Origin of the sequence: Paenarthrobacter sp. PPS72, assembly GCF_048537125.1 — a bacterium.
In the GTDB taxonomy this organism is placed as follows: Bacteria; Actinomycetota; Actinomycetes; order Actinomycetales; family Micrococcaceae; genus Arthrobacter; species Arthrobacter nitroguajacolicus_E.
The window spans coordinates 54598-77843 of sequence record NZ_JBLYIE010000014.1 but is presented as its reverse complement, the minus strand read 5'-3'; the positions used below and the strand labels follow the sequence as shown (position 1 = coordinate 77843).

The following is a 23246-nucleotide window of genomic DNA, read 5'->3' as shown; positions in this document are numbered from 1 at the left end:
CTATCACCCACGAAGACGCGGCCGCCACTTCAGCACCATCACAGCGGCCACGGGCGTCGAAACCAATCCGGCCAGCACCACGCAATAGCCAAACTGTTCTTCTGCCGCACCAAAAAAGACGGAGTACACACCAACAAAGCCGGTAAAGACCGAGAACAAGCCCACCAACCGCCGTCCCGCCAGCGGAGACATGGCGGCCACGACACCGGCCACCATGGAAAGCCCCAACAGAAGATAACTGGTGCCAAAGCGACTGCTCAGGTCAATGAGCCGATCGGTAAGGCTCACACTGTGCACTGAATTGAAGCCGGTCATCTGGACGGCCCCCACCATCCTGAGGACGCCTACCGACTTTTGGTCCATAAACTCCCCGAACAGCCCGCTGGCAGCAATCAAGCACAGATACAGAAGATAGGGAACCAGGGAACAGGCGAGGACACGCAAAGCCGTGTGCAGTGGAACTGTTCTGCGCCACGCTACTGCGGCCAACAGTGGCACCACAGTGAACACGGCCGTCATATCCTTCATGACAATGGCCACTCCGAAGACCAGCCCTGCGCTGATTTCCAGCCACAAGCGCGAGCGCCCCGCCGGGCGGTGGAGTGCCAACAGCATCAACAGCCATCCCAACAGAACCGCCAACCCTGCCGGTGTTTCCATCATCAAGCGCCCATCCATGCGGAGGACAAAGGGATCGCTGGCCAGCATGACGCCCGCAAGCGCGGCCGGTCCCACCCCGGCCAGGCGGCGGACCAACAAGAAGCAAACCACTGCTGTCATGACCCCGAGCACGCTGTTGACCCAACGCAGTTGCAACGCCAAATCCATGGAGTGTCCTCCCAAACCCAGCACGCGGATAACCACTGCGTTGAGGGCGTAAGAGCCGGGAGGATGCAGGAAGAACGGGGTACCAAGGATGGATGGCATGTGGCCATCTGCTATTTGCCTCGCTATGTCCGCGTAGGTCACTTCATCGATAAAGACGTCATTGGCCCGTTGAACGCCGAACAGTCGGAACACCGCGGCCAGCAGTCCAACCATGGCCGCAACCCACACGTATCCCGGCACCGTCCGGTGGCGCCAGCCGGCAGACCTTCGCGCCCGATGCCCCGGCCGGGATACTTTGTGCTCCTCAGGCGACGTCACTATCCGCCGTCAATGATGGGTGCCGGCACAAAGTAGGTTTCCGGTTTCAGAGGGATTACTCCGCTGGGGAACAGGGCGTCTGCCTGCGTGGGATACTGCCTGATCCGACCGGGCTTGGCAGCGAGTCCCGTATCCCAGGTCCACGGCACGAATCCCATCTTGGACATGTGCGCTTCATCCGGGCCGGCAGCCAGGTCGTAGGGGAAATCGGAGTACATCACCACGTTCTCCGGGTGTCCCTTACCTACCTCGCGGGTGATCAGGTGGTCCACATGCTTGCCCACGCCGGCGGGGCAAAACAGCAGCTCCGCCTTGGTTAGTGCCATGAGCCCGGCCACGTCTCCACGGAGTTGGCGGATGAGTAATTGATCGCCCTTTGCGATACGGCCCAACGCGATATCGAAGCGATAGGTGGGGTATCGGTGGGTCAGCTCCGGGAGCAGCCTTTCCCACGCGCTGCTCCCCAGCATTGGTGGCTTGCGGCGGCGTCGAAACAGCGCATCCACTTCGCCGAGATGGATGGACTGAACCCCCATGTCCCGGAGTACGGCGCGGTCTTCCGCCCTTCTGGCCTCAAATAGTTTTCCGGCATCCGGTACGGTGCACTGACGCATGAAGGACCCTGCTGCGCGCGTATGCGGTGACTGCGTAGCCTCAGTGAAGAGTGTAGCCACGATGATCTCGCGCCCCTGGGCCTGCGCTTCAATGAGCGCACCGCAGGACAACACTGCATCATCCAGATGGGGTGACAGGAACAGCCACGGTGCGTCGCCTGCCATGGAACGTTCAACTCGTGATTGGAGAGGCATTCAAGGCCTTTCAGCGTGGGAGGCATGCGGCCGCCGGGTTGGAGGTTTCTTCAGTTCGGTCAGAGCGGTGCGGTACGCCTGGGCTTGCATGTCGGCGAGCGCATCCCAGTTGTAATTGGCTGCGAATTTCCGGCCCTGCTCGGCCACGTGCTCCAGCCCGGCCTGGGAGTAGCGAAGGGCAATTTCCTCGCCCAACGCCTGAACATCGAAGGCGTCGACTATCCACCCGGTACCCGGCGGGATGATCTCTTTCAGGCACGGAATGTCGAAGGCAATCACCGGAGTGCCAGCCGCCAGCGCGTCGATGGCCACCAGCCCGAAGGTCTCATGCCGGGAAGGCACTACCAGCAGCCGGGCATCGCTGAGAGCCTGGAACTTCCGCTCCCCGGACAACCATCCGAGCATCTGCACGCGCTCGGAGAGACCGCCGTCCTGGATGCCGGTACGCAGCCTTTCTTCGTCCGGGCCATTGCCGGCGATCAGCAGGTTGCCCTCTATGCTGCTGCAGGCGTGGGACCATGCCTCCAAAAGGAGATCCAAGCCCTTGTGCCCGTACTCCAGGCGTCCGATGAAAAGGACATCTTTCCCCAGCCGGGGTTCGATGTTCCAAGCGCCGGGATCCACACCGTTGCCGATCACGTCCACATGCAAGTCCGGGTTCAGGTCTTTCAGTCGATCGCCGATGCCCTGAGAAACCGAGATGAGCCTGCGGTGCTTCCGCACGCCCAACCGCTCTATCCAGTGGAAGGGCAGCTTGTACTGCCGTGCCTTGTCTCCGGCATGAAGCCACTGGACAACACCGATGGTGGGGCGCTTGGTCCAGAGGGGGGCGGCCATGGTGGAAAACGGAGCGAAGAAATCCTCCACCACCAACTCAGCAGTTGACCGGCGCTTGCGTACCTCGAAGGGCAGCCGTGCAATATAGGCCACCAGCCTCGTCAGGCGGTTACCGCCCGTTCCGAAGCCAATGGGCACATAGTGCACACCGTCCTCCATGCGTTCCTGCCAGCCAGGATACCGGGTAGTCAGGACGGTAACGCGGAAGCCCTTTGCCGCCAAGCGGCGGTTGATTTCGTGGGTTCGTACGGATCCTCCGCCTGCCCCGGGCATGCGTGGATCTTCAAAGCCCAAATGCAAAACTCTCATTTTTATCTTTCCGTCCCGAAGTCTTTGGAAGGCACCCCTACGTTGGCCGCGGCCGCTGCATCCAGGGCAGCCGGGTCCACGTACCAGATAGTGGTTTCACCGTTGGTGGGGCCAGGCGTTGTGACCATGGGAGTTGCATGGTCTTTCAGCCAAGTAAGCATGGTGGGGTTGGCATAGCCGTAGCCTTGGCTGGTGGGCTTCGACTGGGTGAGGATGTAATTGACGCCGTTCTGTTTCATCAGCGGCGCGGAGGGCCAAATACCAAAGCGGGGATCATGCATGTAGGCAAAGTGCCCGGTGCTGTTGGTGACACTGATGCGGGCATCGGCAGGGAGGTTGGCCTGGATCCAGTCATTGGCCCGGACAAAGCCGTTGTCCACTGTCAGGGCCGTGCGGAGGCCCAGTACCACGGTCAGTACCACGTAGCAGACGCTGATGATGGCCAAGGTTTTGCGGGTTCTCGGGTACCTTTCCCGGATCTCCACCACCACCAGGACCGAACAGATAGCCCCGGCCACCATGACACCGTAGCCGTACTGTTCCTCGAAAGTGCCGAACACTGCGCTGTAGGCGCCCGCTGCCCCCAGAGCCAAGCCGGCAAGCCCAATAAGACGGCGGCCCGCGTGGAGGCTGAAGCACAGCAGCAAACCAACCACGGGGCACAGCCCCAGCAGGATGTAGCTGGTCCCGAAATGCCCGCTCTGTTCAACGAGGCGGGAGATGATGCTCGGTGATCCTTCTGACGTGAACCCGGTGCTCTTTTCCACACCGGACATGCGAACCAGCCCGTTGGTCTTGGCCCACACCCAGCTGGGAAAGTGGCCATGGGCAGCCACCACTATCAGGTAGACCACGTAGGGCAGGAAGCCAAAGGCAGCCACCACCAGTCCCTTCCGCCACGGAAACGTCTTTTTCCACACCATGGCTGCCAGCACCGGGGCCACGGTGCAGATGAAGAAGAAGTCCTTGCAGAGGATGGAGTACCCCAGTAGGAGCCCAGCCATTGCAAGCCTGAGGAAAGAATGCAATGTGCTCTTCGGTACCTTGGTTGACACCAGGAGAAGCAGTCCGGCCAGGCCCGGCACCATGGCCGAGGTCTCCAGGAATGCATGGCTGTTGTTCCGCAGGATGAACGGTTCGAACGCCAGCAGCACGGCCGTAAGCCACGCTGCGGTAGGGGTTGCTAATTTTCGTACCAGTAGAAAACCAAGTCCTACAGTCAGTGCACCCATCACAGCGTTAAGCCAACGCAGTTGAAGGGTCACCTCAATGATCTCGCCGGTAATCCCAAAGATCTGGATGACCCCGGCTTCCAGCAGAAAGTACCCGGGTGGGTGAAGGAAGAACGGGCCATCAGGCAAAGTTGGGAACTCACCGGCAGCTACGGACTCACCCAACCGGACATAGAGCATCTCGTCCACCCATATTTCGAAGCCCCGCTCGAGGCCGAGGGCACGAACGCCGAACGCGGCAGCAACCACAGCGATGAATGCGGTCAGGTTGCTCGATAGCGCCCGGGTACCCCACCAGGCCGGAAGCGGACTGATGACCTCTGAGTCCGGCTTGGACCGGCGACCGGGAGCTTTGCTGCGCCTGCCAACCTGGCGCCGTCGTGAAATTTTGAAGTCGTTCCGGTGCGGGAGCATGCCGCGCTGGTGGGCAAGAACAGAGACACCGCTGATACCGGCCAGCAGCAACCAGAGCAGTGGCTGCAAGTGCGAGGTGACGGCGAGAACCACGATCAAGGCAAGCGCCAGAATGACGAACCTGCCCGCACCCTTTCCAGGGTTTGCAGATGCCAGAACGGGACGCGCCAGGACTGCCAGGACCAACCCGGCAGTCACCGCACCGGCAGCAGACCCAATGGCCATACCGGTCACGGCGTTCAGCTGCCAGCCGATCCACAGTCCGCCGATCACCAGAAGGCACGCACAAGCGAGGCCGATTTGGCAGCGGCGGTAGGCACGCATGGCAAGGAGGATGGTGGAAAGCACCATAAGGACGGCATAGCCGAGGCCGGAAGCCGCCAGCCATGGCAGGAGTCCGAGGGAACCGTGATACTTCTGCGGAACAATGACGCCGGACATCAGGGGCGGTGCCGTGGCGATGATGGCGAAGGCCACCACCACTAACTGCCCGAAGGAAGCGAAGGAGGCGCCAAGCACCTCGCTGACCTTGACGCCAGGGCTGCGAAGCAGAGGAAAAGCCACCAGCGCCGTTCCCGCAGCCACGTAAACAGGACCCTTTGCAATGGTGGCGAGCGCTTGGAAACCTGCCGCCTCAACCGAGCCGTTGTCCAGGAAGCCGACTACTACGACGTCGATGCCTACGAGCACGGACACTACGCATAGAACCGACGCGATATCACTGGTTTCGGCCCATCGCCACTTTTCAAGCAACACCCGGGGACGCCAACGGAGATCCCGATAAAACGACCACGGCACCACCAGCGGCGCCAGGCACCCCGCGACAAATCCCAGGACCGCTCCCCCTGCACCCCATGCCATCACGATCACCAACACGCTGAAGACCAAGCGCAGGACAACCTCGCCGATGGTAGACACGGCGTACCAGGTGAAGCGGAGCTCGCCCTGAAGCCAGCCGGCGGGTGCGTTCACCACGAAAATGGTAAAAGCTGCCAGAGCGACGGCTGCAGCCAGGGCCGGCGTGGCAAGCGCGAGCGTCACGCTGCCAGTGATGGCCGCCGCGGCAATTCCCGCCAGGCAGGACACGAAGGCCGAGAAGGCAACGCCGTTGCGCCGCTCTTCGGACCCTTCCGGATGCACGGCAACCACGTGGGACAGAGGAAGCGGAACCAGCGCATTGGCCACGATCCCCACCACGCCAAGGATCATCGCGGCAGCAGCGAACTGTGTGTAATCCGCTGTCCCCAGCATGTTGGCCATGAGCAGTGTGCAGGCGTAACTCACCACGCCCACCAGTCCGGCGGACACAGCGAGGAAGCCACTGTTTTGAGCTATGTTGACGTTTTGGTCCGGCGTCCTTTCCCTGCTTTCAGCTCTGGGTCTTAGGTTCACGGCTGTGGTCATGGTCTGTTCGCATCCATCCATGGATCAACTACTGTTACTGGCCATCGTTGGCATCGGCCGGTGCGAAGACGCTTCCGGGTCCGGCCAGCAAAGTGCTGCTGCCTGCGGATCGGATCTCCGCGGAGGCCAGTCCGATCTTCTTCATCGCGGCAAAGGCCTCGAACTCGTCCCGGCCTTTCATGATGATGGAGACGTGACCGTCAGCCACGGCGTACTCATCGGTAGGCCTGAGAGCGGCCTTGAAATCGGCAACCTCAGGGACTTCAACCTGAACCAGCGTGGACAAGTCGGAGTGGCTGGCCCGGGGGTCTCCGCCGTCACGGCGCATCTTCGCTTCCTCCAAAAGCACCCCGGTGAGCAGTAGCGTGCTGCGGTCCCAGGTGAAGCAGCGGGCCCATTCACGGCATTCTCCGGAGACGATGATGGCGGCCTCGGGTTCGGTCAACTCAGAGATCGCGTCAACCATGGCAGAACCGAAGTCGGTGGGATTATCCACCAGCCATCCGGTACGGCCGTCCACCACGGAATCCCTGATACCCGGAACCCGCAGCGCCAAACACGGCACGCCCCAGGCTGCGGCTTCAATCACTGAACAACCCCAGCCTTCTGAAGCCGACGTGGAGACAGTCATCCAGGCGCGGCTCAACAAGTTGTCACGAACCTGGTTGGATTGGTAGCCGTGGAAAGTCACTGCGTGGTCAAGGCCGAGGTCCATGGCGAGTTGTTGCAGCCGCGCTCTCTCGGGACCGTCCCCGACGATGTCCATGCGCAGATTGGGAAGCCTGCGCGCCGCCACGGCGAACTGGCCGAGCAGTAGGTCCAATCGCTTGTGGGGCACCAAACGACTCACGACGGCGATGGTGGGCTCCGCAGCCCGCGCCGTAACCGTCGGCGGGATATCGATGGTGCCGTTGGGCACCACGTGGATGGGACCCGAGAATCCAAGCTTCCGCAATTCCCGGCGCGTGGAAGGCGATACAGCCACGATGGCGCGTTGCCCGTACACCGTCTTGGCGCCGCTGCTTTCGAGGAAGCGGCCCACGGCGGCCATGGGCGGGGAGAACCTGGTGCGGAACTGTTCCTGGTGTACGTGGTGAACCAGTTGCACAATCGGGATATCCCCGCGAAGGAACAACGGAGAGAAAAATGGGATTCCGTTTTGGCAATCCACCACGGCGTCGAACTGGCCATTGGTACGCAGGAGCCTGAGAGCGGCTTGCCCATAGATGGAGAGCGCCCCGCCTCCCCGCAAAATGCGGATGCCATCTATGGTGTCCTCGGCTGACTGGCCCGAGTCCCGGCCGGTAAACCAGGTGACACGAACTCCGTTCTTGACCCACCTGCGGGAGATTTCATGCATGTACTGCTCTGCGCCGCCTGCTTGTGAATGCTTGACGTCGCGCCAGTTGAGCACCAGCACGTGCTTTCCAGCAAGTTGGGTTGGGGAGTTCATGTCAGTTGAGCCGTCCGTCATGATGCTGCTTTCTGAAGTTGAATCACCGAGGCGAAGCTGGCCACTCCGTCCTGGAAGGGGCGGAACGTGGACTCGGCTCCATCGGTCCAGGCCACAGGCAGTTCCACAATGCTGGCCTCGTTGTCCTGAAGCCGAAGGAGCAGTTCCACATCGAAGGCGAAACCTGTGCTGCGGCACTGCACCATGGCAGCGGTGAGGGCATCCCGCTCAAAGAACTTGAAGCCGCACTGAGTGTCCTGGATGCCTTTGACCTTGGATTTGGTCAGAGCCCGGAAGGCCGTGCCACCCATCCTGCGCCCGAGGTGTTGTGGCACAACAAAGGTGGAACCCGGGGCATGCCGCGAGGCGATAACCGCTGCAGCGCCGCCGGACAGCTGCGACATGGTTTCCGTGAGTGTCTCCAGCGGCGTGGCGAGGTCGGCGTCGAAGAAGCCCGTGTATTTGGATGTTCCGCTGAGGAGGCCGCGGCGTACAGCCGCTCCTTTTCCGCGGCGGGAACACCCCACCAATGCGATTGGTACCGCATTTCCCTTTTCCCGCGAGATCCGGCGGACCACCGCAGCAGTCTCATCCACGCTGCCGTTGTCCACCACCACAATGCGCGAAGTCCAAGGTTGGACTGCCAGGAAGTCCACCGTCTGCGTCAAGGTGTCGGGAATCCTCGCTGCTTCATTGAAGGCAGGAATGATGACTTCGAGGTCCACGTGGGAACGGCGCAAAGAGTCTGGATGTCGCCGGGTTTGGAGACGACCTCTCCTGCCGATGTGAACACTCTGCGCGTGAAGCGGAACCATCTGAACCTCCAATATCCGGGAACGGGCCGAAATCGTGCTCGCAATATATGGAGTGGGGCCACCACGCAAGTCATGACGCAAATCCAGACGGTGTGCTTCAAGTCATGGATCACTCTCATAACAGCGGATTGACCCGGGCGCTCTGAGCGAAATTGCTGGTTCCGTGTCGGACCCCGTCTATAGAGTGGCCACATGAGCCACACTTCATCCGCGCCTGCCGCTGCCAAGGAAACCACTGTCCAGCCTCCTGTCGCGAAGCAGATTCCCACCCGCCGCGAACATCACGGGGATGTCTTCGTGGATAACTATGAGTGGCTCAGGGACAAGGAATCCTCCGAGGTTGTTGACCACCTCAAGGCGGAAAATGCCTACCAGGAAGCGGTCACGGCACATCAGGAGCCGCTCCGTGAGGCCATGTTCCAGGAGATCAAGGGCCGGACCCAGGAGACTGATCTGTCCGTGCCCAGCCGCAAGGACGGCTGGTGGTACTACAGCCGTTCGGTGGAGGGCAAGGAGTACAGCATCCAGTGCCGCGTCCTGGCCAACAACACCGATGATCCCGTGGCGGACTGGACTCCCCCGGCAGTGGAAGCCGGCGTTGAACTTCCCGGCGAGCAGGTGCTGCTGGACGGCAACATCGAAGCAGAGGGACAACCGTTCTTCAGCGTGGGCGGTGCCGCCGTGACCATGGACGGCAACCTTTACGCCTACGCCGTGGACAATTCCGGCGATGAACGCTTCACTTTGCGGATCAAGGATCTGCGCACCGGGGAACTCCTCCCGGACGTCATTGAGGACATCTTCTACGGGGTTGCCTTCTCTCCCGACGGCACCAGGCTCTTCTACACAGTGGTGGACGATTCGTGGCGGCCCTACCAGGTAAAAGCCCACCTCCTGGGCACGCCCGTGGCTGAGGATGAGGTTCTGTACCAAGAGGACGACGTCGCCATGTGGCTCGGGTTCGACCTCTCCTCCGACCGCTGCCACCTGGTGGTCAGCATCGGCTGCTCAGAGTTCAGCGAAACGCGGCTGCTTGGCTTCGATGACTACGACGCCGGCCTCAGCACCGTCATTTCCCGGGACCATCACGTTCTCTACGAGGCCGAGCCCTTCCTCCTTGACGGCAAGGAAACCCTGCTCGTCACCCACAACAAGGACGCCATCAATTCGATGGTCAGCCTGGTGGATCCGGCAGAGCTCACCAAGCCGCTTGCCGAGCAGAACTGGCGGACCGTCGTCGAGCATTCCGACGAAGTTCGCGTCAACGGCGCCGGTGTAACGTCCACCCATCTGGTGTTGTCCGTACGCAAGGACACCATCGAGCGCGTACAGGTCCTGCCGCTGGCAGGTCTTGGCACAGAAGCGCAAGGGGCGCCGGTGGAGCCTGCCTTCGATGAAGAGCTCTACACCGCAGGTGTATCCGGCTCTGACTATGAAGCTCCCGTGATCCGGATTGGCTACACCTCGTACTTCACGCCGTCGCGCGTCTACGACTTCGTCCTGCCCACCTCGGAACACCCCGGTGGTGAGTTGCTGCTCCGCAAGGAAAGCCCGGTCCTGGGGGGCTACTCCGCGTCGGATTACGTCGCGACGCGCGAATGGGCCACCGCCGACGACGGCACACAGGTGCCGCTGTCAGTGCTGCGTCACGCCTCGGTCCAGCCGGATAGCACCGCAGCAGGCCTGGTGTACGGCTACGGGTCGTATGAAATGAGCATGGATCCGGTGTTCGGCGTGGCCCGCTTGTCCCTCATGGACCGCGGAATCGTCATGGTGATTGCGCACATCCGCGGCGGCGGTGAACTGGGTCGCAAGTGGTATGAGGACGGCAAGAAACTCACAAAGAAGAACACCTTCACGGACTTCATCGCTGCCACCGACTGGCTGGCGGACTCCGGCTGGGTTGACCCTTCGCGCATTGCTGCCATGGGAGGGTCCGCTGGCGGCCTGCTCATGGGCGCAGTGGCCAACATGGCCCCGGAAAAGTACGCCGCCGTGGTGGCGCAGGTACCGTTCGTGGATGCTTTGACCACCATCCTGGATCCTGAGCTTCCGCTGTCGGCCCTGGAATGGGAGGAATGGGGCAACCCCATCACGGACCCCGAGGCCTACGCGTACATGAAGTCCTACACTCCTTACGAGAATGTGGGGGCCGTGGCCTACCCTAAGATCGCTGCTGTGACCTCGTTCAACGACACCCGCGTACTGTACGTGGAGCCGGCCAAGTGGGTCCAGGCACTGCGCTCGGCATCCACGGGAACCGAACCAATCGTCATGAAGATCGAAATGGACGGCGGACATGGTGGTGCCTCGGGCCGCTACGTGCAGTGGCGCGAAAGGGCATGGGACTACGCATTCGTCGCCGATTCCCTGGGTGCCGCCGAGCTGCTCCCCGGCGCCGGCCTCAAGTAGCGCCGGCGCCTAGTAGCTGGGCCCCAAGAAGCTCGGCCTCAAGAAGTTGGCCCCAAGAAGCTATGCTCGGCGGGCCCGGAGCAGCGCGTAGTAGCCGGGAATGAGGTCCGGCGCCGAAGGATTGCTCAGCGGGCGCGTCTCGATGCTCGCTGAGCCCTCCTCCGAAAGGTTCCAGTCCGCCGTAGGGAAGGCCTTGGCACGTTGTGCTGCACCGAAACGCCCGGGCATCGGCAGTCCCCGGATGGCCCCCTCGAGCGGCGCCGGGATGGAGTTCCGGGTGGCGCCGAGGTGGCTGACGTAGTCCACGGGATTGCCCGGGAAGTTGGTCTCGGCCAGGAAAACGCCACCGCGGGTCCCGACGACGGGCAGAAGGTTTGCAGCCAGAGCCGACTGGCCTCCGCGGTCCAGTACGTGCAAAACACCTCGGATGAACACGTTTGCGTCCCCTGCCCAGCCCGCAGCTTCCAGTGCCGTGGCCACGGTCTGCGCAGCGTCAGGTGCCGTCATGTCGCACACGGCGAATGACGCCGTCGTGATCCCCACTGCCTCCTGCCGGGCACGGTCCACTGCATTGGCGGAGTAGTCGAGCCCCAGCGCGTGGGGGAAATGCTGTGCCAGCAGCCGGGTAAAGCTGCCGTTCCCGCAGCCGACGTCAACGATCGGTAAGGTCTGGTCCAACTGCTTCAGGGTGGGGAGATAACCATTGAGTTCATGGGCACTTCCCGAATCCCACAAGACATCGCCGGTGGCGCCGGTCGACCGGATGTTCCCCCAATACTGGTCCCATGCCGTGAACGGGTCCTTGGGAGCTGCCGAGGACAGCCTAATGAGGCGAGGTATCAGCAGGTACTTCCTGAGCGCAGAAAACATTCTCCAAATATATGGGGCGTTAGGCCTCCACCAGCCAGTCCAACGCTTCTGTTTCAGATGTGAAGAACTTGGTAGGGCAGGGCGGCTTCATGATGCCAAGGAAGAAGTTGGCAATGACCCTGTCCACGGGGGACGAACCCCAAAGAGCAATCCGGGAAGCCTGGCAAGGTTTGGCAAACACTGATCGGGCGCCCCTGGTGACGTCGTCCGTAGTAGCCATGTCCACAATCATGGGGTGCCGGTCTTGTCCGCAAAGTTCGTTGACCTTGTCCATTGCCCTTTGGGCATCCGGTTCCTTGATCCTGGCCCCCCGCGGCCACGTCAGGCGAAGGATCCCGGGCTCTTCGAGTTCCAACTCGAATTTCACCTGTTGCTGGTCTTGCGGTGTTGCTGGGTGGTCCACTATTCTCCTCGCGCATTTCACTACAGCTGCAAGGGGAAATCCGGAATGGATCCCCCGCACTCACTCCCTCAAGGCTGTCGAATCCGCGAGTCAAAGTAAAGATGTGTCCCACGACTCAAAAAGCCCGTTTACAGTTGGGCGACCACTGGCCACTATGCCGCTGATAGGGTGTTGCCAAATCCTGAAATACTGTGGACCAATGTTGGAACGGAAGGGGCTCAGTGGGCGAGACCGTTGCCGGTGAACAGCATGCTTCCCGTTCGGCTGTCGTGGCGGACTCAGACCATGACCGTCTCGCGGCCACTACGTCCGCGCTTGAGGCTGCGGGCTTCCAGGTTTTCCCTGCCAAGGACGCTGCCTCACTGGCCGTGAAGCTCCAGCAACACCGCCCGTCAGTGGCAGTGGCGGAGAACTCCCTCGCCCATGGGCTGGGCAACCCCGGGTTTCCCGTGCTGCTGCTTCTTGGCGCCCAGGAGTCCGTGGACCTTGCGGAAGTGGAGTCCTGGCGCGTAGCAGACTACATCTTCAGCCCGGCGCGGGCCGGGGAACTGGTCCATCGGGTTGAAACACTGATCGGCCGGGCAAAGGAACGCGCACGTTCCCGTGGCGAAATTGAAGCACTGCGGGAAAGCCTCCGGAACGTCTCTTCCGAAATCAGGCAAACCAATGATCCGCAGTTGATCGCCGAGCACGTGGTTCGCGGTTTTGGTGAGGCCTTGGGTGCGGACCACGTTTGGTTCGCCACTTTCCGCGATGAGCGGGTTCCCAGCATCCGGGCACAGTGGAACCGTCCAGGACTTCCGCTGCTTCCGGCAAAGCTGGGCGAGAGCGAGAACCTCATTACGGAGACGGCCAATCGGCTGTGGGCGGAAGCGGAGGTCCTCGCCGTTGCGGACCATCGGGAGGACCCCGACTCTAAGATCGCAAAGGCACTACGCGAATGGTCAGGCCAACTCAAGCCTATTTCCACGGTGCTGCTCCCTGTTGGCGAAGGCGCTACCGCCATGGGCATCATCCTGCTGTCAACTGTCCAGGAGCGGCACGACTGGACGCGTCCAGAGATCGCCTTGATGCAGCACGTCGCCGGGAACGTGGCCCACGGGCTCATCCAGGGACACCTCATCAGCGCCCAGCAACGCGTGCTGCATCAGCTAAGGCAACTGGACAAGGCCAAGACAGACTTCCTTGCCACCGTAAACCATGAGCTTCGGACGCCCCTCACTTCCATCACGGCCTATCTGGACATGATTCAGGACGGCTCCGGTGGCCCCATTCCCGAGGGCATCAGGAAAATGCTGGATGTCATTGCCCGGAACTCGGACCGCCTGCGCAGGCTGATTGAGGACATGCTCACCGTCTCCATGCAGGATGGCAGCAACCTGGACCTCAAGCCGGTGGACATCGACAAGCTCCTCCAAGTGGTGGTGACAACTCTCCGGCCGCTGGCCGAGTCCCGTCACGTTTCCGTGTCCTTCACTGAAGCCACCGAGGACATCGAGGTCACAGCAGATGAAGCCAAACTGGAACAGGTGTTCACCAACATTGTGGCCAACGCCATCAAGTTCACTCCCGAGGGCGGACGAGTCGGCATCACCAGCGCAATGTCGGCCTCCGAGAACGGCGGACGTGCGGCTCTTGTCCGCATCGCAGATAACGGTCTGGGTATCCCGGAACACGATCTCCCCCACATCCTGACCCGCTTCTACCGCGCGTCCAATGCCACCTCGGCGGCCGTGCCCGGCAGTGGACTGGGGCTGGCGATCGCCAACGACATCATCAGCCGCCATATGGGGCGGATGGCCTTTGACTCCACCTTGGGATCCGGGACCACGGTATCCGTTGAGTTGCCCGTAGGAGGACCATAGGCCGCGCTGGTGGTCACTGCGTGGCTGTGTCTGCGACGCGCGGCATTGAGGGTCTGAGGCCCGCGGCGCGTAACTCCCGCCGTCGGCTGTGACAGCAGTGTCACAGCCGAAGCGGAAGATGTGTCCTGCGGTCACTAATGCTCGACACCCAGCGAAACAAAACTGATGCCCCGGGCAACAGCCCGGGGCATCAATTTAGCTCTTTGGCCTTAAGAGGCGCTCCCCCAATGTTTAGTTCGGCCACCAACCGATGCTGGTGGTGTTCGTCTTACCAGTGGTGGTGCTGTTAGGCCACCAGCCAATTGCCGTGCTGTCCTGCGTAGGCTCGGCATTAGCCGGAGCAGCGAAACCTGTTACTGCCAGAACCGCCGCCATGAGCAGGGTTGCCGCAAATTTTTTCATCCGCTATGCCCTTTCGTACTGATGCGAATTTGTTGTCTGTGACTTGAATAAAGTCACGGGGCAAACTATACGAGCTTTTCTTCCGCAATGACATGGATAATGGGCACATGCAAAGTCCCCACCTGGCCTCCCACCTTGTTGCCGGACTCAATGCACGCGCCAAATGGAAGGCGCGGGACTTTGACCAGGCCTTGAGGCTGGCCGCGGAGGCTGCCGAACTTGCCCGGGACGCCGGCGACGAACTCGCCTGGTGGAACATGCGCTACCTTCAAGCGGAGTGTCTCCGCGATCAGGGAAACATCGATGAATACCTTGCGCTGGCATCCGCGCTCAATGACCACAGCCTCACCGCGTCCTCGCCCGAGCTGGGGGCCAAGGCAGGAACAATGGTGGCCATCGGGCTGCAAGGCCTCGGCAGGCTTGCCGAAGCTGCGGCCATGGCAGCCGACGCGGCAAAACTTGCTGCCACGGATCCGGATCTCCTTTATGTGCAGGTCCTGGCCCAGCGTGCCCTGATCGCGGCCCTGGCCGAGAGCCGATTGCTCGAAGATGCATGGCGGGAATGCCTTGTCCTGGAGACGTTGATTACCGATGACGTTGACGAAGACACCGCGGGCAAGGGTTACTGGGTGATCGGAAACGTTGCCTTCCTGGCTGACCGTGTCACCGATGGCGGCCGCTATCACGATCTGGCTGCCGAACGGCTTTCACCGTCAAAGGATGTTGACTTGTGGGCACGCTTCAACCGCGCCTCGGCTGAGATGCGCCTGCAGGCAAAACTGGGTGACGCTGCCACCCTTCGCTGCATTGAGAGGGCAGAGCTCGCCACGGACATTGTGGGCGGATCCGAGCGGGACCATCTGGAGATGTCCTTGGTCCGCGCCCATTGGAACTGCCTCATAGGTGATATGCAGGAAGCGTTGGCGATCCTTGAACCTCTTTGTGCCCGTTCCTCCATTTTGGCCATTCAAACGTCCGCGGAAGCGCACTTTCTCTTCGGACGGACTTTGCTGGCGTCCGAGCGAATTGAGGAGGGCCTGGATGCATTCGAAGAAGCAGCGAAGCTCTTTGACCAAGCGGCCTTGCCGGAACGCAGCGCCGCCGTTCGCGAGTTCCTTCGGCAAAGCGTCCGGGGAGGGCCGCACGGGGGGTGAGCATGTCTGACGCAGAAATGTACTCCGCCAACGACCCCCGATTGGGGCTGCTCCTGGAAGGTATCGTCAGGTTGGCGGCCGGCGACCTGAACACCAGGATCGAGGTCTCCGAAGCGCGGGACGAGATCGATGCGGTCATTATAGGCACCAACCTGCTGGCCGAAGACCTGCAGATCGTCTACGAAGAGCTCGAACAAAGGGTGCAGGCCCGGACACAACAGCTCAATGAAGCGCACCTTGCGATGCAGCGCATGGCCATGACCGATCCCCTTACGGGCCTCAACAATCGATCCGCGTTTGCCACCGCCCTGAGCGAGGCCCAAGCGAACGGCGGCCAAGGCAACAAACGGCCCGCGATCCTCCTGCTGGATATGGATGGCTTCAAAGCCATCAACGATTCCCTCGGCCACACCATCGGTGACAAAGTCCTGGAAACGGTGGCCAACCGTATCAGCGGGGCAGTTCGCGAACAGGACATGGTGGCCCGCATGGGCGGTGACGAATTCGCTGTCCTGCTCCCGGAAGTGACACCCGCTGAGGCCAGCGCCATCGGCAGCCGAATCCTCGCTGCCGTGGTGGGGGCGATGGAGATCGAGGGCCAACACCTTCGCTGCGGGGTCAGCATGGGCCTCCGGATGGCCGATCCCGGCCAGCGGGCGGAAGAGCTCATGATGGAAGCCGACATCGCCATGTATGAGTCCAAGGCGGACGGGCGCGGGAAGCTCAAGGTGTTCGCACCTGACATGCTTCTGGCCCGGCAGATGCGGAATCAGTTGGTGGGCGAACTCAAAGAGGCGATCTCGGGTTCCCAATTGGTGCTCTACTATCAACCCATCATCAGGCTGGACACCCGCGAAATTGAAGGCGTGGAAGCCCTGGTCCGCTGGAACCACCCCACCCGTGGGATCATCATGCCGGACGAGTTCATCCCCGTGGCCGAGGAAACGGGAATGATCTCGGACCTGGGCGGATGGGTGCTCCGCACCGCCGTCGAGCAGTTGAAGCAATGGCGAACCGATCCCATGACGGCGGGCCACAACTTCAGCATGCGCATCAATGTTTCGGCCGCGGACCTGCAGCGTCTGGAATTCATTGAAGACGTCCGCGAGGCGTTGGCGTCAGCCGATCTGGATCCGTCACTGCTGGTCCTGGAGCTGACCGAGAGCGCTGTGATCCAAGGGAACGATCTGGACCGTTACACACTCAACAGTTTGCGCCGACTTGGCGTCGGCCTGGAAATCGACGACTTCGGCACCGGCTATTCGTCCATCAGCTACCTTCGCCAGCTCCCGGTGGATACCGTCAAAGTGGACCGGACGCTACTGTCGGCCCTTGGCAGCGACCCCTCACAGCCGGCACTTCTCGCGGCCGTACTGCAACTCATCCGGGCCTGCGGATTGGCCGCCGTGTGGGAAGGTGTGGAGACCGCGGAGCAGGCTGAGTACCTGCTGAGTATCGGGTGCACCAGCGGACAGGGCTACTACTTCAGCCGGCCGCTGCCTGAGCCGCAGCTGACCGAACAGCTGAAGTACCACAAGACGTGGCCTGTCAGCTGATTTTCCGGGTCCATGGATGGTGCCTCGTGCGCCATTCCGAGTCCAGAATCGCGTAGATGTTCTCGGTCGCCCATTGCCCCTTGTAGTGCCAGTTGTCCACCAACGTGGCTTCCAGCCGCATGCCAAGCCGCTTGCAGATACCCGCGGAGCCGGAGTTGAGTGCGTCCAGTTTTGCATCGATGCGATGGAAAGCCAGCTTCTCGAACGCCAGCTTCATGACTGCCTCCGCTGCCTCCGTCGCAATCCCGTGGCCGCGCGCCTCCGGATGCAGTATCCAGCCCAGCTCTCCCTGCCCGGCGCCCTCCAGCCATTTCAGCACTACCTCACCCATCAGGCCGGGGTGGTCCTTACGCTCGATGGCGAGGCAAACCCAGTCCCCTACCTGGTTGAACTCGAAGTTCGCGTACCTGCCAAGGACCTCCATGGACTTTGTTTTGCTCAGCTCGTTGCGCAAGAGGTAACGGGCAGTTTCGGGAAGCGACTGGTAGCCGTGGAACCTCTCTAGGTCCTCGGCCTCGAAACGCCGCAGGATGAGTCGGTCGGTGATGATGGGAAGCTCAATTTCGGGCATGACTTCGAGGCTACTAGGTACAGGAGAATACTGGTCCAGTCTTGACACGTGGCGCGATCTGGGATTACCTAATGAACATTCGGTAAATAAAGCTGGAGGCAATGACGCATGGTTGAAACAACCCTCTCCGGTGCACAGCACCACATCCTGACGAACGACTACGCGTCCGAATGGATGGGCATCGAGGTCCTCAAGCTCGACGACGGGCACGCCACCATCCGCATGCATCTCCGCCAGGAAATGCTCAACGGATTCGGCATGGCCCACGGCGGAATGATCTTCGCCTTTGGCGACACCGCCTTCGCACTGGCCTGTAACCCGGCCAACCCCACGCCCAAGCAAGCCGCCAACATCACGGTGGCCTCCGGCGTCGATATCAACTTCATCAAGCCGGCATTCCAAGGCCAGGTGGTCACCGCCGTCGCAAACCGCCGCGCGAGCACCGGCCGAAGCGGCCTGTACGACATCCAGATTTATGCGGCCTCACCGGACGCTGACGCCACCGATCCCACCGCTTCCGATCCCGGGGAGCTCATCGCCGAGTTCCGTGGCCGCAGCCGCACCATCTCCAAGAAGTAGGAACCCCATGACTCAGAACACCGTGGCCGCACCCGCTACCACCTCCGTCGCCAGCGCGCCCGTGCTGGACCGCGAAGAAACCATCTCCCGCGACGAACTCGAGGCCCTGCAGCTCACCCGACTCCAGCACACGGTGGCTTACGCCTATGATCGTGTGCCCCTGTACAAGCGCAAGTTCGACGAGGCCGGTATGCACCCCACGGACCTCCGCGAGTTGAGCGACCTCGGCAAGTTTCCCTACACCACCAAAGAAGACCTCCGGCTGGAGTACCCCTTCGGCATGTTCGCGGTCCCGCAGGACCAGGTAGCCCGCATCCATGCCAGCTCCGGCACCACCGGCCGCCCCACCGTGGTTGGTTACACCAAGAACGACCTCGCCAACTGGGCAACCCTGGTTGCACGCTCCTTCCGCGCCTCCGGCGTACGCCCCGGCATGAAGGTCCACAACGCCTACGGCTACGGCCTGTTCACCGGCGGCCTCGGTGCGCACGCGGGCGCCGAAGCGCTCGGCTGCACCGTCATCCCCATTTCCGGAGGACAGACAGAACGTCAGATCCAGCTCATCCAGGACTTCAAGCCCGACGCCATCCTGGCCACGCCCACTTACTTGCTCACCATCGCCGATGCCATGCAACACCAGGGCATCGACCCCAGGTCCACCTCGCTCAAGTACGCCGTTCTGGGCGCCGAACCGTGGACTGAAGAAATGCGCCACGAGCTCGAAACCACCATGAACATCAAGGCCTCGGACATCTACGGGCTCTCTGAGGTCATGGGCCCGGGCGTCGCCGGCGAAGCTGTTGAAACCCAGGACGGCTGCCACATCTGGGAGGACCATTTCCGGCCGGAAATCATCGATCCGGTCGATCCCTCCCGGGGGGAAAGCGCAGTCCTGGCCGACGGCGAACCCGGCGAGCTCGTCTTTACTTCCCTCACCAAGGAAGCGCTGCCGATCATCCGCTACCGCACCAAGGACCTCACCCGCCTGCTCCCCGGCACCGCCCGCCCGGCTCACCGCCGCATGGGCCGCATCACCGGCCGCAGCGACGACATGATCATCCTGCGCGGCGTGAACCTGTTCCCGTCACAGATCGAGGAAATCGCGCTCCGAATCCCCGAGCTCAGCCCGCACTTCCAGCTCGAAATCACCCGCCCCGAGGGCAAACGCATGGATTCGCTGACGGTAAAGATCGAACGCCGCGAGAACGTTCCATCGGAGGCAGGCACGACGGCGGCACACACCTTGCGTGAGCAGATCAAGATTCACGTGGGGTCATCTTGCGTGGTTGACGTTGTGGAGCCCGGCTCCCTTGAGCGGTCCAACGGCAAGCTTCGCCGGATCTACGACATGCGTCCCAAGGGCTGATCGCCATACCCCGTTGAGATCGTGAGAAAATGCCAGCATGCCTACTGAGACCACCACCAAGCGCGGACGGCCCGGTTATGACCAGCAGTCGGTGCTCCGCATCGCCGTCGACGTCTTTAACCGCCACGGGTACGACGCAACGTCCATGGGCATCCTGGCCGAGAACCTTGGGATCTCGAAGTCAGCCATCTACCACCACGTGCCGTCCAAGGGTGATCTGCTGAAGCTCGCCCTGGACCACGCGCTGGGCGGTCTCGAGGCCATCCTGGAGGAGCCCTCCGCTACCTCCGGGCCCGCCGATGCGCGCCTTGAGTTCGTGCTGCGGCAGACCATCGCCGTGCTGGTGGACCGGTTGCCGTTCGTCACACTGCTACTTCGATTGCGCGGCAACACCGAGATCGAGCGGGACGCCTTGGAACGTCGTCGCGCGTTTGACCACAAAGTAGCCGAGCTGATCGCGGCCGCCCGGGAGGACGGGTCGCTCCGCCAGGATATTGATCCGCGAACGGTCACGCGCCTCCTGTTCGGCACCATCAACTCGATCGTGGAATGGTACAAGCCCGGCGGCTCGCTGTCGCCGGAGAAACTCGCCGACGACGTGATCACCATGGCCTTCGACGGCCTCCACACGGCCGCCTGACCCTCTCGCACATCCCTAGCCCTTCCGGCCAGCCCTCTCGCACATCCCCTTGGCTTCCGGCAAACCATCTCTCACATCCCGCAAGGTGACGCGCGTGGCAAAGCCTTGTGCCGTCGTCGTCGTGTAGTTACTCCTGGCTGCCTTCAGCCGAAACGACGAAACGCCTTTCCCCATACAGGTGGAAAGGCGTTTCGTCGTGGTGAGAGAGCGTCCCGCTCAAGCCCGAGGGATGTGAGAGAGCGTTACTTTTCCACGAGGGTGAGGACATCGTAGGTGGCTACGATTTCGTCGTTCTGGTTGGTCAGGACGGCGTCCCAGGCCACCTCCCCGTACTCGTCAGTCTCACGGGGTGTGATCTTTTTGGCCGTCAGCGTGACGCGGATGGAATCGCCGGCTGCAACAGGGGTGATGAAGCGCAGGTTCTCCAAGCCATAGTTGGCCAGGACGGGGCCCGGGGCGGGCTCCACAAAGAGTCCGGCAGCCCAGCTCAGGAGCAAGTAGCCGTGGGCCACAATGCCGGGGAAGAACGGGTTGGCCTCGGCGGCTTCCTGGTTGGTGTGCGCGTAGAACGTATCGCCCGTGGAGTTGGCAAAGGCAGTGATGTCCTCCAGTTTGACCTCGCGGAGATCCGAACGTACGGCATCGCCGATTCGCAGCGTGGACAGATGCTTCCGGAAGGGGTGCTCCCCCTCGGTTTCCACGGTGAAGTTCCTGTCCGCGCCGGTGTGCCAAAGACCGGTAACGGCTGTGAGCATGTTGGGCGAGCCCTGGATGGCGGTGCGCTGCATGTGGTGCATGACAGATCGGATGCCGCCCAGTTCTTCGCCGCCGCCTGCGCGGCCGGGACCGCCGTGGACCAGGTGTGGCACCGGGGATCCGTGACCTGTGGATGAGCGGGCGTCTTCACGGTTGAGCATGTGGACGCGTCCGTGGTGGGCAGCGATGCCGAGCACCAGTTCTTGCGCAACAGCGGGATCGTTGGTGCATACAGAGGCCACCAACGAGCCGGAGCCGCGGGCCGCCAAGCGGATGGCATCTGCAAGATCCGAGTACCCCAACACCGAGGATACCGGCCCGAATGCCTCCAAGGAGTGGACTTCTTCGGCCTCGGCGTCAGTCCAGCTCAGTAGCACCGGGGACATGAACGCGCCGTCTTCCACCACGCCTACGTTGCCGCCAACGGAGGTGACCGACGGCGAATCGAGAGATCCGTACGCAAGCTCACCGCCGGCGTCGAGCATTGACTGGACGGCAGCGCGGACGTCCGCGAGCTGTTCCAGCGACGCCAGGGCGCCCATGGTGACGCCCTCGGCGCGAGGATCGCCAAGCACTACCCGCTCGTTGATGCGCGCGCCGACCGCCGAGGCGACCTCGGCCGTGAGCTCCTGCGGGACGATGACGCGGCGAATGGCGGTGCATTTCTGGCCGGCTTTGACGGTCATCTCCGTGACCACGGCCTTGATGAAAGCGTCGAACTCGGGAGTGCCGGGGACGGCGTCGGGGCCGAGGATCGCAGCGTTGAGGGAGTCGGTTTCCGAGGTGAAACGGACGCCGCCCTGGACCACGTTCTTGTGGCCTTTAAGCGAATTGGCAGTGGACGCCGAGCCCGTAAAGGACACGAGGTCGCGGTAATCGAGCTCATCCAGGATGGTGCGGGCAGAACCGGAAATCAGCTGAAGCGAGCCTGCGGGAAGAATGCCGGACTCGATGATCGCCTTGACTGCGGCGGCGGCAACGTAACCTGTGGGCGTGGCGGGCTTCACGATGGTGGGGACGCCGGCGAGGAATGCGGGGGCGAACTTCTCCAGCATGCCCCACACCGGGAAGTTGAACGCGTTGATCTGAACCGCGACACCTGGGATGCGGGTGTAGATGTGCTCGGCCACGAACGATCCGTCTTTGGACAGCGTCTCCATGGGACCGTCCACCACAACCTGCGAGTTGGGCAATTCGCGGCGACCCTTGGAACCAAACGTGAAGAGCACGCCGATTCCGCCGTCAATATCGATCATGTTGTCGATCTTGGTGGCACCGCTCTGTGACGAGGACTCGTACAGTTCTTCACGGCGCCCGTTCAGGTACATGGCCAGTTCTTTGAGTTTGAGCGCGCGCTGGTGGAACGTCAGCTTCCCGAGTTCCGTTTGGCCGGTGGTGCGTCCGTAATTTACGACGGCGGCAAGGTCCAGTCCGTCGGTGCTGACGTTGGCCAGAACCTCTCCGGTGCTTGCGTCACGGACCGGCACCTTTTTCACGTCGGGCGCCGGCGTCCACCAGGCATCCTGGACGTAGCTGGGAACGGTTGCAACGGCTGTGGTTTCCGGGGCGACTGCTGTAGTGGTCATCGTCGACGGGTCCTTCCAAGGCACGTGAAATCGGCACGGTCCCTGCTGACTGGAGCCAACATTACTGACCGGCCGTTCGGTAATATATACAGGGTACATGAATGCCCCGTGGAGTACAGCAGGAATTTCCGGCTTTAGTTAGGGCGGCCCACGCCCAGCTTGGCCCGGACAGCGCCAACCGCTGCAGCATCACCGCGATCACGCCACTGCGGTCCCTGCCTGCGGAGCAATGAACCACCACTTTTCCCGGGGACGCCGCAATAGCTTTGAAGACGGCCGCGATCTTGTCCCCGAACAGGTGAAGGTAATCCCCGTATTGAGCGGGGTCCTTGAGGTACGGTCCGAAAAGCTCGTCGAAGTCACTATGATCAGGATCTTCGGTTGGGCAATGTACGACGTCGATCCGCACCTTCGCCTCGTCCGGCACCAGGGTGTCGGTGTCGCGTAGCCGCCGCTCGCGCGAGGCGCGGAGATCGATCACGGTGCGGACGCCGTCGTCGTACATCTGCTGCCAGCCGGATTCGGTGACCCATTCGTGGCGGCCCATGCGGTACACATCCCCGGCAATGCGCCAAGCGTTGACGGCGCCATCCCATTGGACGCCCTGAAGAGCTGAAGTCCCGTCCATAGGAGCCAGCTAAGCACATTGGTGCCCTGGAACGGGACG

General features: G+C 62.1%; 19 protein-coding genes. 7 read left to right on the top strand and 12 right to left on the bottom strand.

Annotation, left to right across the window (positions count from 1 at the left end; translation table 11 throughout):
* Positions 1 to 3: 3 nt before the first annotated feature.
* From ACLRGI_RS06800 to ACLRGI_RS06775, 6 genes are all read right to left on the bottom strand, one after another.
* Positions 4 to 1041: an ArnT family glycosyltransferase gene (locus ACLRGI_RS06800; RefSeq protein ID WP_419200902.1), complete on the bottom strand. Its 1038-nt coding sequence runs from the start codon at positions 1039 to 1041 to the stop codon at positions 4 to 6.
* A gap of 104 nt (positions 1042 to 1145) precedes the next feature.
* Entirely contained in the window at positions 1146 to 1955 is an 810-nt protein-coding gene (locus ACLRGI_RS06795; RefSeq protein ID WP_419200901.1) for a PIG-L deacetylase family protein, read from the bottom strand.
* Positions 1956 to 3101, bottom strand: coding sequence for a glycosyltransferase family 4 protein (locus ACLRGI_RS06790; RefSeq protein ID WP_419200900.1), 1146 nt, complete (start codon positions 3099 to 3101; stop codon positions 1956 to 1958).
* A 2-nt stretch (positions 3102 to 3103) separates the two neighbouring features.
* A complete protein-coding gene (locus ACLRGI_RS06785) occupies positions 3104 to 6151 on the bottom strand; it encodes an oligosaccharide flippase family protein (RefSeq protein ID WP_419200899.1) in 3048 nt (1015 codons plus the stop codon).
* Between the two features lie 34 nt (positions 6152 to 6185).
* Positions 6186 to 7604 carry a glycosyltransferase family 4 protein gene (locus ACLRGI_RS06780; RefSeq protein WP_419200898.1) on the bottom strand — a complete coding sequence of 473 codons (1419 nt, stop codon included), beginning with the start codon at positions 7602 to 7604 and terminating at the stop codon, positions 6186 to 6188.
* 17 nt (positions 7605 to 7621) lie between these two features.
* Positions 7622 to 8344, bottom strand: coding sequence for a glycosyltransferase (locus ACLRGI_RS06775; protein ID WP_419200896.1), 723 nt, complete (start codon positions 8342 to 8344; stop codon positions 7622 to 7624).
* A 267-nt stretch (positions 8345 to 8611) separates the two neighbouring features.
* On the opposite strand from ACLRGI_RS06775, the gene ACLRGI_RS06770 reads away from it, so the two are divergent.
* The gene (locus ACLRGI_RS06770; RefSeq protein WP_419200895.1) at positions 8612 to 10831 is read left to right on the top strand and encodes a S9 family peptidase; all 2220 of its coding nucleotides are present in this window, start codon (positions 8612 to 8614) and stop codon (positions 10829 to 10831) included.
* A gap of 60 nt (positions 10832 to 10891) precedes the next feature.
* On the opposite strand, the gene ACLRGI_RS06765 is transcribed toward ACLRGI_RS06770, so the two are convergent.
* Positions 10892 to 11701, bottom strand: a complete 810-nt coding sequence (locus ACLRGI_RS06765) for a class I SAM-dependent methyltransferase (protein WP_419200894.1) — start codon at positions 11699 to 11701, stop codon at positions 10892 to 10894.
* A gap of 19 nt (positions 11702 to 11720) precedes the next feature.
* Entirely contained in the window at positions 11721 to 12104 is a 384-nt protein-coding gene (locus ACLRGI_RS06760) for a DUF7793 family protein (RefSeq protein ID WP_419200893.1), read from the bottom strand.
* 221 nt (positions 12105 to 12325) lie between these two features.
* Between ACLRGI_RS06760 and ACLRGI_RS06755 the strand changes: the two genes are divergently transcribed.
* Positions 12326 to 13969 carry an ATP-binding protein gene (locus ACLRGI_RS06755; protein WP_419200892.1) on the top strand — a complete coding sequence of 548 codons (1644 nt, stop codon included), beginning with the start codon at positions 12326 to 12328 and terminating at the stop codon, positions 13967 to 13969.
* Positions 13970 to 14200: 231 nt separating this feature from the next.
* Here the strand turns inward: ACLRGI_RS06755 and ACLRGI_RS06750 are convergent, their stop codons facing one another.
* On the bottom strand, positions 14201 to 14371 hold the full coding sequence (locus ACLRGI_RS06750; RefSeq protein ID WP_017199100.1) for a hypothetical protein: 171 nt from the start codon (positions 14369 to 14371) through the stop codon (positions 14201 to 14203).
* Between the two features lie 107 nt (positions 14372 to 14478).
* Here ACLRGI_RS06750 and ACLRGI_RS06745 point away from each other — a divergent pair, with 107 nt between their 5' ends.
* Positions 14479 to 15525 (top strand): hypothetical protein, encoded by a 1047-nt coding sequence (locus ACLRGI_RS06745; protein WP_419200891.1) that lies wholly within the window; start codon positions 14479 to 14481, stop codon positions 15523 to 15525.
* A gap of 2 nt (positions 15526 to 15527) precedes the next feature.
* Positions 15528 to 17081 (top strand): putative bifunctional diguanylate cyclase/phosphodiesterase, encoded by a 1554-nt coding sequence (locus ACLRGI_RS06740; protein WP_419200890.1) that lies wholly within the window; start codon positions 15528 to 15530, stop codon positions 17079 to 17081.
* On the opposite strand, the gene ACLRGI_RS06735 is transcribed toward ACLRGI_RS06740, so the two are convergent.
* Entirely contained in the window at positions 17074 to 17652 is a 579-nt protein-coding gene (locus tag ACLRGI_RS06735; protein WP_419200889.1) for a GNAT family N-acetyltransferase, read from the bottom strand. The two genes, ACLRGI_RS06740 and ACLRGI_RS06735, sit on opposite strands and share 8 nt — an antisense overlap.
* Before the next feature lie 108 nt (positions 17653 to 17760).
* Between ACLRGI_RS06735 and ACLRGI_RS06730 the strand changes: the two genes are divergently transcribed.
* From ACLRGI_RS06730 to ACLRGI_RS06720, 3 genes are read left to right on the top strand one after another with little or no spacing between them, the layout of a single operon-like run.
* Positions 17761 to 18231 carry a hotdog fold thioesterase gene (locus tag ACLRGI_RS06730; RefSeq protein WP_419200888.1) on the top strand — a complete coding sequence of 157 codons (471 nt, stop codon included), beginning with the start codon at positions 17761 to 17763 and terminating at the stop codon, positions 18229 to 18231.
* A gap of 7 nt (positions 18232 to 18238) precedes the next feature.
* The gene (gene paaK, locus ACLRGI_RS06725; protein ID WP_419200887.1) at positions 18239 to 19597 is read left to right on the top strand and encodes a phenylacetate--CoA ligase PaaK; all 1359 of its coding nucleotides are present in this window, start codon (positions 18239 to 18241) and stop codon (positions 19595 to 19597) included.
* Positions 19598 to 19634: 37 nt separating this feature from the next.
* Positions 19635 to 20237 (top strand): TetR/AcrR family transcriptional regulator, encoded by a 603-nt coding sequence (locus tag ACLRGI_RS06720; protein ID WP_014922600.1) that lies wholly within the window; start codon positions 19635 to 19637, stop codon positions 20235 to 20237.
* Between the two features lie 242 nt (positions 20238 to 20479).
* Here ACLRGI_RS06720 and paaZ read toward each other — a convergent pair whose 3' ends face one another.
* Together paaZ and ACLRGI_RS06710 are read right to left on the bottom strand one after the other, a co-directional pair.
* Positions 20480 to 22579: a phenylacetic acid degradation bifunctional protein PaaZ gene (gene paaZ, locus ACLRGI_RS06715; protein WP_419200886.1), complete on the bottom strand. Its 2100-nt coding sequence runs from the start codon at positions 22577 to 22579 to the stop codon at positions 20480 to 20482.
* 61 nt (positions 22580 to 22640) lie between these two features.
* Entirely contained in the window at positions 22641 to 23207 is a 567-nt protein-coding gene (locus tag ACLRGI_RS06710; protein ID WP_419200885.1) for a tyrosine-protein phosphatase, read from the bottom strand.
* Positions 23208 to 23246 lie beyond the last annotated feature (39 nt).